Genomic DNA, 17,954 nt, shown 5'->3' on the forward strand with positions numbered 1-17,954 from the left:
GGATTCCTGAAAACCGGTCGAGATGTGGGGCGCGGTACGAATGTGCGGACATGGTACCTGCTCACGTCGACGCTGACACGCCACCGCCCGCGCCAGGCCTGCGGCGAAGCGTCTCGGCCGCTGATGTCCGTCACTTTCACGTGGTTTAATACGCGCACTTTTCAGTCGCTCAAGCGTTTTCAGGGCGGTAGGACGGGTCTGCAACAAACGCAGAATCCTTCCTCTGCCCTCTTTCAACAAGGAGTTCCCAATGCCCCATGAAGGCAGCCTGTTGCAGGCCGCAGTCGTGTTCCTGCTCGCCGCCGTTCTCACGGTTCCTCTGGCCAAACGCCTGCAACTGGGCGCCGTGATTGGCTATCTGATCGCGGGTGTGATCATCGGCCCGTCTTGCCTGGGCCTGATCGGCGATCCGCAAAGCGTCGCGCACATCTCCGAACTGGGCGTGGTGCTGCTGTTGTTCATCATTGGCCTGGAGTTGTCGCCGCGACGCCTCTGGACCATGCGCAAATCGGTGTTCGGTGTCGGCATGGCACAAGTGCTGCTGACCGGGGTGGTGATTGGCGCCGTCGCGCTGCTGGGCTTCAATCAGCCGCTCAACAGCGCCGTGGTGCTCGGCCTGGGGCTGGCGCTGTCGTCGACCGCCTTTGGCCTGCAAAGCCTGGCCGAACGCAAGGAGCTCAACGCGCCCCACGGTCGCCTGGCCTTCGCTATTCTGCTGTTTCAGGACATCGCGGCCATCCCGCTGATTGCCCTGGTGCCGATGCTGGCCGGCGGCTCCCACGATGCCAGTTCCGGCGATTCCCTGCGTCACGGCCTGCAAGTGCTCGGCGGCATCGCCATTGTGGTGGTCGGCGGTCGTTACCTGCTGCGGCCGGTATTCCGCATCGTCGCCAAAACCAAGCTGCAGGAAGTCTCCACGGCGACCGCGCTGCTGGTGGTGATCGGCACGGCGTGGCTGATGGACCTGGTGGGCGTGTCCATGGCGCTGGGGGCGTTTCTTGCCGGTCTGCTGCTGGCGGACTCTGAGTACCGCCACGAACTGGAAGCGCAGATCGAGCCGTTCAAGGGCCTGCTGCTAGGGTTGTTCTTCATCAGCGTCGGCATGGGCGCCAACATCGGCCTGCTGATCAACTCGCCGCTGACGGTGCTGGGCCTGACGCTACTGCTGATCGGCTTGAAGTTGCCGCTGCTGTTTTTCGTCGGTCGTCTGGCGGGCGGGCTCGGCAAGCAAAGTGCGCTGCGTCTCGGGCTGGTCCTGGCGGCGGGCGGTGAATTTGCGTTTGTGGTGTTCAAGATCGGCCGCGACCAGGGCCTGTTCGATGCCGCGTTGTACGACACGCTGGTGCTGACGATCACCTTGTCGATGGCGCTGACGCCATTGCTGCTGCTGGCCCTGTCGCGCTGGCTCAAGCCCAAGACGGTGATCAAGGAAGTGCCGGCAGAGTACAAGGAAATCGAATCGGACAACCCGCGCGTAGTCATCGCCGGCATGGGCCGGATGGGGCAGATCGTTGCGCGTATCCTGCGCGCGCAGAACATCCCGTTCATTGCGCTGGACACCTCGGTGGAAACCATCGAGTTCACCCGCAGTTTCGGTAATGTGCCGGTGTTCTACGGCGACCCGCTGCGTCCGGAAATCCTGCGCGCCGCGAAGGTCGACCAGGCCGAATATTTCGTCATCGCCACCGACGACCCGGACACCAACATCAAGACCGCCGAGCTGGTGCGCAGGTTGTACCCGCACATGAAGATCATCGCCCGGGCCCGTAACCGGCAGCACGTTCACCGGCTGCTGGATCTGGACGCCGAAGCGGTGCGGGAGACGTTCTATTCAAGCCTGGAAATGACCCGCCGTACGCTGATCGGGCTGGGCCTGAGTGAAGCTCAGGCGGCCGCCCGCATCGATCGATTCAAACGTCATGACGAACAAGTGCTGAATCGCCAGCACCTGATCTACGACGACGCCGCGAAGGTCATGCAAAGCGCGCTGGAAGCCCGGACTGAATTGTCCGAGCTGTTTGAGTCTGACCGGATGGACGAAGAGGCGAGTGATGCGCAGCCTGCGGTGAAGGTCAAGAAGTAGACCAAGCGGAATTTCGACGTGCAAGATCAGGCCCATGCCACGATCACCGGCGCATGGGACCTTGTGGGAGTGAGCTTGCTCACGAAGGCAGTGTTTTGGCCGCCGGAAATGTGGAGCGAACACCGGCCCTTTCGCGAGCAAGCTCGCTCCCACACGTTATGCGGTGCGGGTGAAAACTCCCGGCCACTGCCCGCTTGTGTGGTTGAGCCTTCTGAAGAACGCTCAGCTCTTCAGCCCATGACTTCGCTCAGCGGAATAAAGTTGAGCAGGTCGCCCTCCGCCACCGTTGTGCCTTCCACAATCTCGATCAGCCCGTCGGCCCAGGCGGCGCTGCGCAGCACACCCGAGCTCTGATTGCGGTAGGCAACCAGCCTGCCCTGCTCAAGGCGTCCGCGCAGGTACTCGCGCCGGTTCCCCGGTTTGGTCCAGCTAAATGCAGCAGGCACCTGAAACTGCAGCGGCTTGACGGCCTGCACGCCCAGGCGTCTGAGCAGATAGGGCCGTGCCAGCAACGCGAAGGTCACCAGCGTCGACGCCGGATTGCCGGGCAGACCGATCACCGGCACGCCACGGAAATGGCCGAAGGTCAGCGGTTTGCCGGGTTTGATCGCCAGTTTCCACAGCGCAATCTCGCCTTCTTCCCGCAGCGCGTGGCCGAGGAAATCCGCTTCGCCGACGGACACGCCGCCCGTGGAGAGGATCAGGTCGACATTGTTCAGGCTGCCCAGCGCTGCGCGGGTTTTCTCGAGGTTGTCGGGAAGGATGCCCGCATCGACCACTTCGCAGCCCAGTCGCGTCAGCCAGCTGCACAGCAACACGCGATTGCTGTTGTAGATCTGCCCCGGGCCCAGGGGCTGCCCCGGCTCGATCAACTCGTCACCCGTGGACAGAACAGCCACCCGGGCGCGGCGCACGACCTGCACACGGCCGAAACCCATGGTCGCGGCCAGGCCCAGTTCGATCGGGTTCATGACCGTACCGGCGTCCAGTACCTTGTCGCCGACGGTGGTTTCCTGCCCTTTGGGGCGAATGTTCTGACCGGTGCTCAACGGCTCGAGAAAGCGCACTGTCGCGTCCGCCTGGACCTCGGCGTTCTCCTGCATTTCGACGCAGTCAGCCCCCTCAGGAACCGGAGCGCCGGTGAAGATTCGCGCGCAGGTGCCCGGCTGCAAAGGCTCAGGTGCCTGCCCGGCGAAAATGCGCTGGCTCACCGGCAGCGGCTCGCCGGTCCAGTCCGCGAGGCGCATCGCATAACCGTCCATGGCGCTGTTCGGCCACGGCGGCAAATCCAGCGTCGAGACCAGATCCTCGGCCAGCACGCGCCCTTGGGCATCGGCCAGCGCCACAGTTACACGCTCGGTGATCGGTGCGGCGGCGGCGGCGAGGTCCATCAATCGCTGCATGGCCTCTTCGACGGGCATCAGGCCACTCATTTCAGGTGCGCTCATGGCAGCTCACCCGCGCGTCGCGCAGGGTTCGGCCTTCTTCAGGTGCGGCACGAAGTTGCACGGGCGAAAGCTGTTGTTCAACTGGTCGGCGAGAATGCCGTCCCAGCCGGTGCGCACGGCGTTGGTCGAGCCCGGCAGGCAGCACACCAGCGTGCCATTGGCCAGACCGGCAAGGGCGCGGGACTGAATGGTCGAGGTGCCGATATCAGGCAGGGATATCTGGCGGAACAACTCGCCAAAACCGTCCACCTGTTTGTCCAGCAGGCACGCCACGGCTTCCGGGGTGCTGTCGCGGCCGGTAAAACCGGTGCCGCCGGTGATCAGCACGACCTGCACTTCATCATCGGCGATCCAGGTCGCCACCTGGGCGCGAATCTTGTACAGGTCATCCTTGAGCAGCACGCGCTCGATCAGGCCATGACCTGCAGCGGTCAGGCGGTCGACGAACATCTGGCCGGAGGTATCGGTTTCAAAGGTGCGAGTGTCGCTGACAGTCAGAACAGCGATATTCAGGGGTACGAAAGGCGAGTCTGCCTTGGCTTTCATGGCGAGGTCCGGTTGTAGAGGAAACAGGGCGGTGTTATATCACAGCACCTGTTTTTTTACCCCGCCGACCGAGCTGATCATGACCCCTTCCGAAACCCTGCCGCCCTGCTCCCTCCTGCTGCTCGCCGGTGGCCAGGGCCGGCGCATGGGCGGGCGTGATAAAGGCCTGATCACGTGGCGCGACAAGCCTTTTATCGAGCATTTGTACGGGCTGGTGCGACCGCTCACGGACGACCTGATCGTTTCGTGCAACCGCAACCGCGAACAATACGCGCGCTACGCCGACCGCCTGGTCGAGGATGAGCAACAGGATTTCCCCGGCCCCTACGCAGGTATTCGCGCAGGCCTCGCCGTGGCGAAACATGATTATCTGCTGGTGATTCCCTGCGACATGCCGCTGCTGGATCGCCCCCTTCTTGATGGCCTGCGCCAGGCCGCTGCTGCAAACCCCGGCGTGCCGGTGATGGTCCGTCAGGGCGAGCAGTGGGAGCCGCTCCTGTGTTGCATTCCCACCTGTCACGCGCAGGTGTTCGAACAGCATTGGCAGGAAGGACAGCGCAGCCCGCGCCGGACCATGGCAGAATTGCGCGCCGTCGGGTTGCAATGCGAGGCCGACGACCCCCGTCTCGCCAACCTGAACACGCCGGATCTATTGACCGAGATCAAGCCCTGAGCGCAGCAGGCAGGTTTCATGGAACTTTGCCGTTACACTCTGCGTCAGACACATCACTAAACAAAATACCCCGGAGACACAGCAATGAAACAACGGACTCTTCCTGCCGCCTTCCTGCTCGCACTGAGCCTCGCCTCTTTGGCCGGTTGCTCTTCGCCTACGGTGATCACGCTGAACGACGGCCGTGAAATCCAGGCAACCGACGAGCCGAAGTACGACGAAGAGTCGGGCTTCTACGAGTTCAAGCAGCTGGACGGTAAAGAAACCCGCATCAACAAAGATCAGGTTCGTACCGTTAAAGAACTGTGATCTCCGCTTGATCGCGAGGGTTTGAAAAGACCGCCGCTGAAAGCGAAAGACCCGCCAATCGAGCGGGTCTTTTTTTGCCTGGAATAACCGGGCCACGCTGCGCCTGAGCCGCGTTACCAATCCAGTGTGATCCGGCTCTCGAAAACCCTTTCCTCTCCGGTCACCGGATCAATGAAACGCAGTCCCTGGGCGAGCAGTTTGAGCGGATTGGCGTAGTCGTCCACGGCATCCTTGAGCACATCGGGGTAGAACGGGTCGTTGCAGATGCCGGCGCCCAGAGCGGCCATGTGCACGCGCAGCTGATGTTTTTTGCCGGTCACCGGGTACAGCGCGTAGCGCCAGAGCCCGCCATTTTGTTCGCTGACTTCGACGCGGGTCTCCGTGTTGCTCGGCCCCTCTCCCTCCTGCATGCGGAAGAACGGTTCACCGTCGACCAGCCGGCTTTTGTGAACGCGCGGGAACGCCATGTCGGGCAGCGCAGGCGCGATCGCTTCGTAGCGCTTTTCAATTCGCCGGGTCGGAAACAGCGCCTGATACGCCGACCGTGTTTGCTTATTGGCCGAGAACAGCACCAACCCCGCCGTGTGCCGGTCGATGCGGTGCAAGGGCACCAGTTCGGGATTGTCGAGGGTGCGAATCAATCGCCGCAGCAGGGTCTGCTCGACGTACTCGCCCGCCGGGGTGACGGGCAAAAAATGCGGCTTGTCGGCGACCACCAGATGCTCGTTGGCGTACAGGATCGACTCCTGCACCGGGATCGGCGTTTCGTTGGGCACTTCGCGAAAGTAATGGATGCGCAAGCCTTCGCGGTAACCAAGGTCCACCGCGATCGGCTGGCCGTCAGCGTCGAGCACCTTGCCCCGCGCGATGCGGTCCAGCCACTGCTCGCGGCTGATGGCACTGAAGCGCTCGCACAGGCAATCGAGCACCGTCAGCCAAGGCCCGGGCGGCAGATACAACGTGCTGGCTTGACGGTGGGCGGCGGTAAACACAGGTGCGGGCATAAACGGCTCAGAATAAAAAGGGTGATGGCGGCAAGGCTGGCATTATCTACGCCGAAGAATCTTTGCGCGACCGGGCAAATAACAGTTTTGCCGGGAGGCTCTAGCACGCGCCACACGGAAGTGCGCGACGTTATGTCGCACGGAAATCCGGCGCCAGTTGTCTGACAACCACAGGTCAGCGCTGGATGCGCAAATTGATTTGTCCTAAAATGTTTCGAAATCGGCACGCAGGCGCGAATCCGAGCGGACACGAACACCCTCGTGATCGAAATCGAAAACGCCTGCCAGACCTGAAACTCATAAAAAGAAAGCCCGTCATCGACGGGCTTTTTTCGTTTTCAGGATTTGTACCGCGCATTGAGCGCTGCTGCCGGCCACAGATTTCCTTTCGCAACTTTTGAGGTTACGCCCATGCTGGTTCAATTCTTCCAATGGATCAAACGTCTCTCCACCGGGACTTCATCGCAGAACGATGAAAACTACTCTCAGTCCTTTTCCAACGAAGACCATGACGTGGGTCGCTGGACGTTCATGTCGGTGTTCATCGTGCTCACCCTGAGCCTGTATATCGTCGCCGGCCTGGGCTACTACGCCAAAGTGCACGTCTGGGACGGCATGACCGAAGAGCAGAAAGCCGCCGTCGCTCAAGCCATGGTGGTCGACACGCAATATCTCTGACCCGCAATCTCTGAAGCCGATGCTGAAGCGGGGATTCATGCCCTGATCACGTGTGCTTCAGCCGCTCAGAAACAGCACGACCTGATCGGTGTCGAACGGCCAGTCCAGTTCGGCACCGGTGTCTGTCCGCCTCAGCACGGGAATCCTCAGACCATAGGTTTCGTAGTCCGCCTCGCGCTCGGCGATGTCGACCAGCTCCACCATCAAGCCGTGCTCCACCAGCGGCATCAGTACGGCCTCGGCCACCTCGCACAAATGACACCCCAACGTTCCGAACAGCTGACATTCCGGTGGCATGGCTGGGCCCCTCTGTGGCTGCGATTCCAAGGGTTGGATCGACAAGTCTAGAACCGGCCGCCAATACCGTCGAGTCGGCGCACGCGTCCTGATGTTCTTCGAATCGCCCGCCCACACTGGAGCGCGACGTTCGGCGAGTGCACCGGAACAGCGCAGAACCGCTGCAGACGAAACGGTGGCTCAGTTCACGCGATTGGAATGAACCTTCAGGAATGCGCCATACTCGAAACCCCATATCGTCATCCCCTAAGGAGAAAACCATGGCTCGACCTACAGCAGAAAAAGCCCAGGACATTTTGATGTCTGACTTCCAGACGCTGGTTGCCGATACGGAAAAACTGCTGGCGCACACGGCCTCTCTGGCCGGTGAACAGGCTGACGAGCTGCGTGAGCAGATTCGCGAAAGCCTGCTCCGTGCCCGCGAGACCCTCAAATTGACCGAAGAAACCCTGCGCGCACGGGGCAAGGAAGCGGTCATCGTCACTGAGGACTATGTTCAGAACAATCCATGGCAATCGGTAGGCATCGCAGCTGGCGTCGGCTTTCTGCTGGGCCTGCTGGCCACCCGGCGCTAACGGCCATGACGCAGCCGACAGGTCCAACCGGGACCGAACAATCCTCTTCGCCACGGCGGCTGGGTGCGGCCATTCTGGGGCTGTTGCACACCCATGTCGAACTGTTCGGCATCGAGCTTCAGGAGCAGAAAGCCCGTACCGTCAGGCTGTTGCTGTTCGCAGGCCTGGCGCTGGTTTTCGCGTTGCTGCTGCTCATCGGCCTGTCCGCGCTGCTGCTGGTTCTGGTCTGGGACAGCTATCGCCTCTACGGAATCATCGGCTTGTGCGGGTTGTACACACTGGCGGCATTGTTCTGCGCCATGCGGCTCAAGGCAGCTGTTTTCGATGAGTCTTCACCCTTCCATTCGACCCTGGAAGAACTGGCTAACGACCGCGAGCGACTGATGCCATGAGCACACCTCAATTGCCCCAGACCCACAATCGTCGCGAGCTGCGCAAAGCGCTGATCCGCCTGCGCATGGAGATGCACCGTCAAGAGATCCGTCAGGAATCCTCGCGATTGATGCATCCCCTGCAACGCATGCGCGGCATGGCCTCTGACCTGCCCGGCTCCCTCGGCATCAAGCATGGGCCGCTGTGGGGCGTCGGCGTCGTCACCCTGCTGGGATTTCTCACTGGCAAGGGCACGCGCAGCAAAAAAACCGGCAGCGTCACCCGGCTAATCAAGTTCAGCGCAACCGTTTTGCCGTTGATCAAAATGGCCCTGCAGAACTCGTCCCGCCGTCGCTAAACGCCTTCTGGCTGCATTCTTGCTAACAAACCCCGCCTTGCCCGATATGCGTATCGGGTGAGACGACGGTGCTTGTCGAACGAGAACCCGCAGCCACTCCCTCGCCAACGCCACCCCACTCAATCGCCACTAAGGAGGCCATGTGTTCGATGGGCAACCCCTCGCCTGTTTTCAGCCGTTCATCGACACCGCGACCGGCCGCATCGCCGGCATCGAAGCCCTGGGCCGCCTGCGCCAGGCGGATGGCAGCCTGCAATCGGTCGGCCCACTTTTTGCGGATCCGCGGCGGCCGGCCGTGCAATTGCGTCGGCTGGACCGGCAGGTTCGCGACAACGCCCTGAGCCGTTTCCCTGAGGCGCCCGGCGACTGGTTCCTCAGCCTGAACATCTCCCCGCGCTGGATCAGCCGCCTGCGCCCCGATGAATCGCCACCCAGCCTCAAACAGCTGCAGAGCTATGGGATCCCCGCAGAACGGATCGTCTTCGAAATTACCGAGTTGAGCGGCGACGGGCAGCGCCTCAATGAGGTAGTGGCCCGCTACCGCGACGCCGGCGCACGCATCGCCATCGATGATTTCGGCGCCGGCTATTCGCAGCTGGACCGGGTGCTGGCGTTGCAACCCGACATTCTCAAGCTGGACATGCGCCTGTTTCAGGCCGCAGCCCGGGGCGGCCCCAGCAGCGATGTGGTCAAGGCCCTCGCGCAGATGGCGGAGAAAACCGGGTGCTGGATCATCGCCGAAGGCGTCGAGACAGAAGCCGAACTGGACTTCGCCCTCGAATGCGGCTCGCGTTATGTCCAGGGCTATCTGTTCGCCCCGGCGCAGCTGGATTTCTTCGCAGCCGATGCGTTCGTCGACCGCTTCGCTGCCCTGCGCGATCGTTACGTGATGAGGAAAGTCGCCGAGCGGGAACAGCTGATGACCCTGCGCAGGCAACTCACGCAATTGATCTCCCGGCTGCAGCGCTGGGCCGAAGGCAATGCGTCGCTGAGTGATTTGCCCCAGGTCACGGACTTCCCATGGCTGTTGCGCTTTTATCAGTGCGACCGCCACGGCACGCAGCTCACGCCCAATCTGGAATGGCGCAACGGGGCCTGGACGGCGGACGCCCGGTATCTGGGCCATAACTGGTCCTGGCGGCCCTACTTCTATCACCTGCTCGCCGAGGGATGGCACGAGAGGCGCCTGACGCTGTCGAGCACCTACCGCGACGCCACCAGCAATCAGTATTGCCTAACCGCTGGGCAGTTCTTCGACAACGGCGAGCGTCTGTTGCTGATCGATGTCGACGCGGCCGGGTTTTGACGGTGCTTGCTGGTGTCGTTTCATCGATCTTGTGCTTGCAGCGTGCGGGGCGAACCGGGAAGCTAGCGCGGTAATCACCCGACGGAGTACCGGCCTTGGATTGGCAAACCCTGCTCACCCGCGAGCGCCTTGGCAAGACCCTGCACAGCCCTGAAGAATTGGGGCGCAGTCCGTTCCACAAGGATCACGACCGGATCATTTTCTCCGGGGCCTTTCGCCGTCTCGGCCGCAAGACTCAAGTTCATCCGGTCACCAGCAACGACCACATCCATACGCGCCTGACCCACTCGCTGGAAGTCAGTTGCGTCGGCCGCTCGCTGGGCATGCGCGTCGGCGAAACCCTGCGCAGCGCCCTGCCCGACTGGTGTGACCCCAGCGATCTGGGCATGGTCGTGCAATCGGCCTGCCTGGCCCACGACATCGGCAACCCGCCGTTCGGCCACTCCGGCGAAGACGCCATTCGCAACTGGTTCAAACAGGCCGCCGGCCGTGGCTGGCTGGACGCGATGAGCGAGGTCGAGCGCAATGACTTCCTCAATTTCGAAGGCAATGCCCAGGGCTTCCGCGTCCTGACTCAGCTGGAATACCACCAGTTCGAGGGCGGCACGCGGCTGACCTACGCCACCCTGGGCACCTACCTGAAATACCCGTGGACGGCGCGTCACGCCGACTCGCTGGGCTACAAGAAACACAAGTTCGGTTGCTACCAGAGCGAGCTGCCGATCCTGGAGCAGATCGCCGGCAAACTCGGCCTGCCGCAGATCGAGGACCAACGCTGGGCCCGGCATCCGCTGGTGTACCTGATGGAGGCTGCTGACGACATCTGCTACGCGCTGATCGATCTCGAAGACGGCCTGGAAATGGAGTTGCTCACCTACGACGAAGTAGAGTCGCTGCTGCTGGGTCTGGTGGGCGATGACCTGCCGGAGACCTATCGCCAGTTGGGACCGAATGACTCGCGGCGTCGCAAGCTGGCGATTCTGCGGGGCAAAGCCATCGAGCACCTGACCAACGCCGCCGCCCGCGCGTTCGTCGAACAGCAGGACGCGCTGCTGGCCGGCACACTGCACGGTGATCTGGTCGAGCACATGCACGGGCCGGCCAAACGCTGCGTGCTCAACGCCAAGGACATGGCGCGCAAGAAGATCTTTCAGGACAAGCGCAAGACGCTCCACGAAATCGGCGCCTACACCACGCTGGAGATCCTGCTCAATGCGTTCTGCGGCGCGGCACTGGAGCAATTCGGCGGGCATGACCTGTCGTTCAAGAGCCGGCGCATTCTCGATCTGCTCGGCAATAACGCGCCCGACCCGAGCTGGCCGCTGCACACGTCCTTTCTCCGGGTCATCGATTTCATCGCCGGCATGACCGACAGCTACGCCAGCGAAATGGCCCGTGAAATGACCGGGCACTCCAGCCCCGTCTAGCGGCGCCTTTAGCCGTCGCGCCTTTTCGAAGGCGCTGGCAAAAGCCCGAATCCGACCCTGAATCAGGGCCCGGATTCGGGCTTTTCTCGTTGGGCCTTCAGGCAATCCAACAGCAACTTCGGATATTTCCTACACAACCGTCGGAATGCCCTTATCGCTGGTCGTACATCCCTGCCGAATAATCCGCGCCATTCCGAGCCTTGGGACAACTCGACCCATTACCTCCCGAAGACACCGCTCGCCCTGCGAGCGCGCCGCCAGCCCGCCTTCAAACAGCGGCGCTCACTTCCCCTACGTCTGGAACCGCCGATGTTCACTAAAGATTTCCGAATCCTGCTGGTAGAGGATCATCCGTTTCAACTGATCGCCTTGCAGATCCTGCTGAACAACCATGGCCTGTACCGCATCACGCCGGCGCTCAATGCCAGCGAAGCACTCGGCGCCATGGAGCGCAGCGCCGAACCCTATGACCTCCTGCTCTGCGACCAGCGTCTGCCCGGTATGTGCGGCCTGGAGCTGATACAGACGGCGAACCAGCGCGGCTTGATCCAGCGTGCCGTCCTGCTCAGCGGCCTCGATGCCGATCCGCTGGCCACCCTTGAGTCGGAAGCCAAAGCGATGGGCCTGCCATTGCTGGGGTGCCTGAGCAAACCGCTCAACACCCTGGAGCTGATCAGTCTGCTGTCCACACCCGCGTAATGTTCGCTTGCAGGCCGGTCTTTCCCTGTCTGTGTCAGCACTCATCCAGGCCAATGCCGAGTGCGCATTTCTGATGTGCCGTTGATATCCGGCAAGCGACGTATTTAAAAATGTAGGCACAGTTTCGCGAATGTGTAGGGTTATTCCGATTCGAAATAAACACGTGCGTTTAAATGCATTTAATTCAAGGGTAACTGCAGTTACGTATTAAACATTCATGACCGCTGCGTGCATCCATGTACGCACATACGCTTATTTCTGTAGGAACATTCCTATATAGCGCTTCGGGCATGATCTCCTTATGTGCGCCTTGAACATCTGAGATAAGGTGCGCGCTTTCTTGCCACCCGTTATGGATTCATCATGAACTCAATTTTTATTATCGACGACCACCCGGTCATACGCATGGCCATACGTATGCTTCTGGAAAACGAAAATTACGAGGTGGTCGGAGAGACCGACAACGGCGTCGACGCCATGCAGATGGTCCGTGAATGCATGCCCGACCTGATCATCCTCGACATCAGCATCCCCAAGCTGGACGGGCTCGAAGTCCTCGCCCGCTTCAACGCCATGAACCTGCCCTCGAAGATTCTCGTACTCACCGCTCAGGCGCCGAGCCTGTTCGCCATCCGATGCATGCAGTCGGGGGCCTCGGGTTATGTGTGCAAGCAGGAAGACCTCAGCGAACTTGTCAGCTCGGTAAAAGCGGTATTATCCGGCTACAATTACTTTCCCAGTCAGGCCCTTGCCGCGTCGATCAAAAAAGAGGGTGACCCCAACGAGCTTGAGCGCTTCAAACTCGTCAATGACCGTGAACTGATGGTGTTGCAACTGTTTGCCCAGGGGCGGACAAACAAGGAAATCGCCAAAGGCATGTTCCTCAGCAACAAAACGGTCAGCACTTACAAAACCCGATTGATGCAAAAACTCAAGGCCAAGACTCTGGTAGAACTTATCGAGATGGCAAAACGCAATTCGCTAGTGTGAGAGACAGGATGCCAAAGGCGTTAAAGGACTATTGGATAGCAGCCGTGATGGTCTGCGTGGGCTTCGATACCCAGGCAGATCCCCTGGCACCGGAACGCTACACGCTGCTCAGCCGCTCCAACCCTGCGCACATGGACGTGACGCTGGAGCGCGCCCAGTGGCAATGGGTGCGCAACAAGCGCGAACTGGTGGTCGGCACCTCCGCGCCGGACTACCCGCCTTTCGACATGACCCTGACCGGGCACGACTACGAAGGCTTTACCGCTGATTACGTCGGCATTCTCGGGCGCGTACTCGACCTGCCGGTCAAAGTCCTGCGTTTCGCCAGCCGCGACGAGGCGGTGCAGGCGCTGAGCAAAGGCGAAATCGACCTGCTGGGCAGCGCCAACGGCTATGAGGCGGCGTCGCGCGGGATCGTGCTGTCCACGCCCTACGCCGTTGATCAGCCCGTGCTGGTGACCCGCGCGGGAGAAACCCGACCTTTGAGCGGCGACCTCAACGGTTTGCGCCTGAGCATGGTTTATCACTACCTGCCGCCGGAGGAAATCGCCTCGCTGTATCCCAAGGCGCGCCTGCAGACCTTCCCCTCCTTCCAGAGTGCGATCAACGCCGTGGCCTTCAACCAGGCCGACGTGTTTCTGGGGGACACGATTTCCACTCACTACGTGATCAACAAGGGCTATCTGAACAACGTGCAGATGGCCAATTTCGGCAAGCACGAGGCAAACGGTTTCAGCTTCGCGGTGGAGGCGTCCAACCCGGTACTGCTGGACATCGTCAATCGGGTGCTCAAGGGCATTCCGGTGGAAGAGCGCATCGCCATTTCCAAACGCTGGGGCGCCGGCAGCGACCTGATGCTGACCGACCAGAAGCTACAGCTCAATCAACGGGAAGAACGCTGGATCGCCCAGCACCCGATCGTTCGCGTGGTGTTCAACGAAGCCTACGCGCCGCTGACGTTCTTTGATGCGGCCGGCAATTTCAGCGGCGTCACCGCCGATTTACTCGAACTCATCCGCCTGCGCACCGGGCTCACCTTTAAAGTCAGCCATGCCGCCAGCATGAACGACATGACCAATCAGTTGAGCCAGGGCCAGGCCGACCTGATCGGCGCGATGATCCCCAGCGAGGAGCGCCAGAACCGCTTCAATTTCAGCCGCCCCTACATGGACAATGTGTTCGTGCTGGTCACGCGCAAGGAAACCTCGGCCCCCTCCAATCTCGATCAACTGGACGGCAAGCGGGTGGCGCTGGCCCTCAGCAGCCCGATCCTGCCCTTCCTGCGCGACCACCACCCGGGCATTTATCCGGTGGAGGTCGACAACCCGGCCCAAGCCCTGGACATGCTCGCCCACGGCCGGGCAGAGGGCGCCATCACGTCGCTGTTCAGCGCCAGTTATTTTCTGTCCTCCCGGGCGTTGAACGACACGCTGCAGATGCGCGTGACGGTCGGGCAGGAACCGGCGCGCATTGCCATGGCCACGTCCCGCAATGCCACCGAGCTGACCTCGATTCTCGACAAGGCGCTGTCGAGCATCGCCCCGGAAGACCTGGCCGCGATCAACAATCGCTGGCGCACCTATACCCCGCCAAGCAGCGGCGCGTGGCACGACTATGAGCTGTTGATCTATCAAATCATCGGCGGCGCCAGCCTGCTGCTGCTGGGCTCGCTGGCCTGGAATGCCTGGATGCGCCGGCAGATCAAACAGCGCGAGCGAGCCGAGCGGGCGCTCAACGACCAGTTCGAATTCATGAGCGCGCTGGTCAATGGCACGCCTCATCCGATCTACGTCCGCGACCGCGACGGCCTGCTGCAAATGTGCAATGAAAGCTACCTCGCCGCCTTCGCCGCGCGGCGCGAGGAGGTGATCGGCGAAAGCATTCTGGACGGCATATTGAGCGACACTGAAGAGGCCTTGGGCTACGTCGAGGATTACAAGCGTGTCATGGCCGAAAACGAGCCGCTGATTCTGGATCGCTCGCTGCACATTGGCGGCCGCGAGCTGACGATCTACCACTGGATCCTGCCGTTCCGCGATTCCCTCGGCAAAGTGCAAGGCATCATTGGCGGCTGGATCGACATCAGCGAACGGCGGCAATTGATCGAGCAGCTGCAGACGGCCAAGGAGCTGGCGGACGATGCCAACCGCGCCAAAAGCACCTTTCTGGCGACCATGAGCCATGAGATCCGCACGCCCATGAACGCGGTCATCGGCATGCTCGAGCTGGCCCTGAAGCGTGCCGACCACGGCCATCTGGACCGCCCGGCCATTGAAGTGGCCTACAGCTCGGCGAAGGATTTGCTGGAGCTGATCGGCGACATTCTCGACATCGCGCGCATCGAATCCGGCCGATTGAGCCTGAGCCCCGAGCGCGCAAATCTGCGCCAACTGGTCGAATCCGTGGTGCGGGTGTTCGACGGCCTGGCCCGGCAAAAAAGCCTCACGCTGGCCCTGGATCTGGACGCGCGAACCAACACGGACGTGCTGATCGACCCGCTGCGTTTCAAGCAGATCCTTTCCAATCTCATCAGCAATGCCATCAAATTCACCGAAATGGGTCAGGTCAAGATCAGCCTACAGACCGAAGCCGGCCGCAGCCCGCAGCAAATGCGCGTGCAGGTGGTGATTCACGACAGCGGCATCGGGATCACCGAGCAGGACCAGCAGCGGTTGTTTGCGCCCTTCGCCCAGGTCGATCAATCAGGGCAGCTGGCGCGCACTGGCGCAGGGCTGGGTCTGGTGATCTGTCGCAGTCTGTGCGAAATGATGGGCGGAAACCTGACGCTGAGCAGCCGTCCCGGGGATGGCACGCGAATCGAGATGACCTTCGAATTCACTACCCTGGAGCCGCTCGATGCGAAGAGCATTGCCCGCGAGGCGGCGCCCCACGCCTCGGGCCAGCTGCACATTCTGATCGTGGACGATCACCCGGCCAACCGCCTGCTGCTGTTCGAGCAACTGTGCTTTCTCGGGCACCGTTGCGACATGGCGCTCCAGGGCGCCGAAGCCCTGGAGCGCTGGCGTGCAGAGCGTTTCGATCTGGTGATCGCCGATTGCAACATGCCGGTCATGAACGGCTACGACCTGACGCGGGCCATCCGCCAGCTGGAGCAAACCGAGGCACGTCCGCGCTGCACCGTGCTGGGCTACACCGCCAATGCGCAGCCGGAGGAAAAGCAACGCTGCCGTGATGCCGGCATGGATGATTGCCTGTTCAAACCCATCAGCCTGACCGCGCTGAACGACCGCTTGAGCAAGGTCATGCCGCTGCGAGCCTCGTCTGCGCCGGGCATGCTGCCCGCCGTGCCCGTTCAGCCGCCCCAGGCGGTGTTCGACCCGCACGCCATCGAAGCGCTGACCGGCGGCAGGGCCGACATGAACGAGCGGTTGCTCGCTCAACTCATCGCCAGCATTCATCAGGACCGTGCCGAGCTGAACGCGACCACGCACCCGGAGCAGCTGAAAGACATCGGCCACAAGGTGCGCGGCGCCGCGAACATCATTTCCGCGACGGCTGTCATCGAGGGCTGCGAAGCGCTGGAAGCGGCCTGCGAGGCCGAAGCGCCGGCCGCCACTATCGGCGAGCGGCAGTCAGCCCTTTATGAGGCGATGGGCGCGCTGGAGCAGGCGTTGGTGTCTTATCGCGGGAAAGCGCTCGTGCCCCAGGCGGGGCCGCAGACATGATGCTGATGCCGATGACCGCCGCTGATTTTCAGGCATTTGCTGCCCGCTCGGTCGCCGGGTATGCCCGGGATATCGCGCGCACCTACGGATTGTCTGAGGCGCTGGCCTTCGAAAGCGCCAGCGCTGACTTCAACGACCTGTTGGCGGAGGGTCTGGACACCGAGGGGCATTGGTTCTACTGCCTATGCATCGACGAAGGCGTTGAGGTGGGCAGCCTGTGGGTAGGCGTCGTCGAGGACCCGCCGTTGCCGGCCAGGCTGTTCATCTACGACCTGGAGATTCATCAGGCCTTCCGACGTCAGGGCCTGAGCCGGCAGGCACTGAGCGCCGTCGAAGCGTGGGCCATTGAGCGCGGTATCCGGCGTCTGGAGCTCAACGTATTTGCTGACAACCATGGGGCGCGGAGGCTGTACGAAACGTCGGGGATGGCTGTCTGTGAAATGACCATGGGCAAAGATTTATAGCCCGTCGATGTGTGCCCCGTTCAGACCGGCCCGGTAGCAGAATCGACGCTGCCGTAGGGCGCCAGGTGTTCGCTCAGGTATTTCAGCAGAATGCTCACTTTCGGCAGCGCCTCTCGGGTTTTCAGCCAGACCAGATTCATCGGCAGTCCATCGGTGGCAAGCTCCGGCAGCACTTCAACCAGCCGACCTTCGTTGAGGTGGGTTTGCACCAGCCAGGTCGGCAATTGCGCGACGCCATGCCCGGCCAGGGTGGCCGATACTTCGCCCTCCCCGTCGCCGACGGCGATCCGCGGATGAATGACGCGCCGCTCCTGATCCCCCGGCACGCGCCCGCGAAAATACCACGGCCCGACCTGCCCGTCGGACTGGCCGTAGGCGATGCAATGATGATGCTCAAGATCGGCGTCCGTCTCGGGCCGACCGTGCTCGGCGATGTAACTCGGCGCGGCGCAGAACACCAGTCGCTGAGCGCCGATGAAACGATGCCCCAACCCCGCCGCCCATGCATCGCGCCCGCCGATTCTGACCACAATATCGATGCCTTCATGCACCGGGTCGATAAATCGGTCAGAGAACGAAATGTGCGGCTGCAGCAGCGGGTATTCCCTGACGAAGTTGAGGATCAGCGGCAACACATGGAGACGTCCGTAGGAGGCCGGCAAATCGATCCGCACCCGGCCATGGGGCTCATGCCGCTCCGATGCGAGGGCCAGTTCGGCTTCTTCGAGATCAGCCAGCACGCCGCTGCAGGTGGCGTAGAACTTCACGCCGGCTTCGGTGAGGGCCAGGCGGCGCGTGGTGCGATTGAACAAGCGCTGGCCCAATCGCTGCTCCAGGCGGGCGATGCTTTTGCTGACCGCCGATGCCGTCAGGTTCAGCTTCAATGCGGCGTTGGCGAAGCTGCCGAAATCGGCCACGGCCACAAATACATCAATGCCCTTGAGACGCTCGGATGAGAACACGGCGATTACCATTGCTGAACTGAGTTCGCGATAGTAAGTCATTTATGTCGCGGATGAGAACTCACATCTCCAATAGG

Annotated in this window: 18 protein-coding genes; 13 read left to right on the forward strand and 5 right to left on the reverse strand. The window is 61.8% G+C overall.

The features are described from left to right. Window positions 1–250 precede the first annotated feature (250 nt). Complete coding sequence (locus IFT47_RS05640) at window positions 251–2,083, forward strand: monovalent cation:proton antiporter-2 (CPA2) family protein (protein WP_192172005.1); 1,833 nt, start codon at window positions 251–253, stop codon at window positions 2,081–2,083. A 230-nt stretch (window positions 2,084–2,313) separates the two neighbouring features. On the opposite strand, the gene IFT47_RS05645 is transcribed toward IFT47_RS05640, so the two are convergent. Together IFT47_RS05645 and moaB are read right to left on the reverse strand one after the other, a co-directional pair. Then, window positions 2,314–3,531, reverse strand: coding sequence for a molybdopterin molybdotransferase MoeA (locus IFT47_RS05645; RefSeq protein ID WP_192172006.1), 1,218 nt, complete (start codon window positions 3,529–3,531; stop codon window positions 2,314–2,316). Window positions 3,532–3,537: 6 nt separating this feature from the next. Next, window positions 3,538–4,077 carry a molybdenum cofactor biosynthesis protein B gene (moaB, locus tag IFT47_RS05650; RefSeq protein ID WP_122538205.1) on the reverse strand — a complete coding sequence of 180 codons (540 nt, stop codon included), beginning with the start codon at window positions 4,075–4,077 and terminating at the stop codon, window positions 3,538–3,540. A gap of 79 nt (window positions 4,078–4,156) precedes the next feature. On the opposite strand from moaB, the gene mobA reads away from it, so the two are divergent. Together mobA and IFT47_RS05660 are read left to right on the forward strand one after the other, a co-directional pair. Further along, window positions 4,157–4,750, forward strand: coding sequence for a molybdenum cofactor guanylyltransferase MobA (mobA, locus tag IFT47_RS05655; protein ID WP_192172007.1), 594 nt, complete (start codon window positions 4,157–4,159; stop codon window positions 4,748–4,750). A gap of 84 nt (window positions 4,751–4,834) precedes the next feature. Beyond that, entirely contained in the window at window positions 4,835–5,059 is a 225-nt protein-coding gene (locus IFT47_RS05660) for a YgdI/YgdR family lipoprotein (RefSeq protein ID WP_074887297.1), read from the forward strand. 113 nt (window positions 5,060–5,172) lie between these two features. Here IFT47_RS05660 and IFT47_RS05665 read toward each other — a convergent pair whose 3' ends face one another. Further along, window positions 5,173–6,063, reverse strand: coding sequence for a pseudouridine synthase (locus tag IFT47_RS05665; RefSeq protein WP_192172008.1), 891 nt, complete (start codon window positions 6,061–6,063; stop codon window positions 5,173–5,175). 411 nt (window positions 6,064–6,474) lie between these two features. Between IFT47_RS05665 and IFT47_RS05670 the strand changes: the two genes are divergently transcribed. Continuing rightward, window positions 6,475–6,741, forward strand: coding sequence for a hypothetical protein (locus tag IFT47_RS05670; protein ID WP_192172009.1), 267 nt, complete (start codon window positions 6,475–6,477; stop codon window positions 6,739–6,741). Between the two features lie 57 nt (window positions 6,742–6,798). Here the strand turns inward: IFT47_RS05670 and IFT47_RS05675 are convergent, their stop codons facing one another. Beyond that, window positions 6,799–7,038 carry a glutaredoxin family protein gene (locus tag IFT47_RS05675; RefSeq protein WP_192172010.1) on the reverse strand — a complete coding sequence of 80 codons (240 nt, stop codon included), beginning with the start codon at window positions 7,036–7,038 and terminating at the stop codon, window positions 6,799–6,801. A gap of 260 nt (window positions 7,039–7,298) precedes the next feature. Between IFT47_RS05675 and IFT47_RS05680 the strand changes: the two genes are divergently transcribed. From IFT47_RS05680 to IFT47_RS05720, 9 genes are all read left to right on the forward strand, one after another. After that, entirely contained in the window at window positions 7,299–7,613 is a 315-nt protein-coding gene (locus IFT47_RS05680) for a DUF883 family protein (protein ID WP_065991492.1), read from the forward strand. Between the two features lie 5 nt (window positions 7,614–7,618). Further along, complete coding sequence (locus IFT47_RS05685; protein WP_192172011.1) at window positions 7,619–8,005, forward strand: phage holin family protein; 387 nt, start codon at window positions 7,619–7,621, stop codon at window positions 8,003–8,005. Further along, window positions 8,002–8,343 carry a hypothetical protein gene (locus IFT47_RS05690; RefSeq protein WP_192172012.1) on the forward strand — a complete coding sequence of 114 codons (342 nt, stop codon included), beginning with the start codon at window positions 8,002–8,004 and terminating at the stop codon, window positions 8,341–8,343. The genes IFT47_RS05685 and IFT47_RS05690 overlap by 4 nt, the downstream gene beginning before the upstream one ends. 142 nt (window positions 8,344–8,485) lie before the next feature. Further along, window positions 8,486–9,649 carry an EAL domain-containing protein gene (locus IFT47_RS05695; RefSeq protein ID WP_192172013.1) on the forward strand — a complete coding sequence of 388 codons (1,164 nt, stop codon included), beginning with the start codon at window positions 8,486–8,488 and terminating at the stop codon, window positions 9,647–9,649. 95 nt (window positions 9,650–9,744) lie between these two features. After that, the gene (locus tag IFT47_RS05700; RefSeq protein WP_192172014.1) at window positions 9,745–11,076 is read left to right on the forward strand and encodes a deoxyguanosinetriphosphate triphosphohydrolase; all 1,332 of its coding nucleotides are present in this window, start codon (window positions 9,745–9,747) and stop codon (window positions 11,074–11,076) included. A 309-nt stretch (window positions 11,077–11,385) separates the two neighbouring features. Then, window positions 11,386–11,775 (forward strand): response regulator, encoded by a 390-nt coding sequence (locus IFT47_RS05705; protein WP_192172015.1) that lies wholly within the window; start codon window positions 11,386–11,388, stop codon window positions 11,773–11,775. A 363-nt stretch (window positions 11,776–12,138) separates the two neighbouring features. Continuing rightward, window positions 12,139–12,765, forward strand: a complete 627-nt coding sequence (locus IFT47_RS05710) for a response regulator transcription factor (RefSeq protein WP_065991486.1) — start codon at window positions 12,139–12,141, stop codon at window positions 12,763–12,765. 8 nt (window positions 12,766–12,773) lie between these two features. Then, on the forward strand, window positions 12,774–16,451 hold the full coding sequence (locus IFT47_RS05715; protein ID WP_192172016.1) for a transporter substrate-binding domain-containing protein: 3,678 nt from the start codon (window positions 12,774–12,776) through the stop codon (window positions 16,449–16,451). Continuing rightward, a complete protein-coding gene (locus IFT47_RS05720; protein WP_192172017.1) occupies window positions 16,448–16,915 on the forward strand; it encodes a GNAT family N-acetyltransferase in 468 nt (155 codons plus the stop codon). The genes IFT47_RS05715 and IFT47_RS05720 overlap by 4 nt, the downstream gene beginning before the upstream one ends. A gap of 20 nt (window positions 16,916–16,935) precedes the next feature. On the opposite strand, the gene IFT47_RS05725 is transcribed toward IFT47_RS05720, so the two are convergent. Next, on the reverse strand, window positions 16,936–17,877 hold the full coding sequence (locus IFT47_RS05725; protein ID WP_192172287.1) for a LysR substrate-binding domain-containing protein: 942 nt from the start codon (window positions 17,875–17,877) through the stop codon (window positions 16,936–16,938). Between the last annotated feature and the right edge of the window lie 77 nt (window positions 17,878–17,954).

This window comes from Pseudomonas sp. CFBP 13711 (assembly GCF_014842265.1).
Taxonomy (GTDB): domain Bacteria; phylum Pseudomonadota; class Gammaproteobacteria; order Pseudomonadales; family Pseudomonadaceae; genus Aquipseudomonas.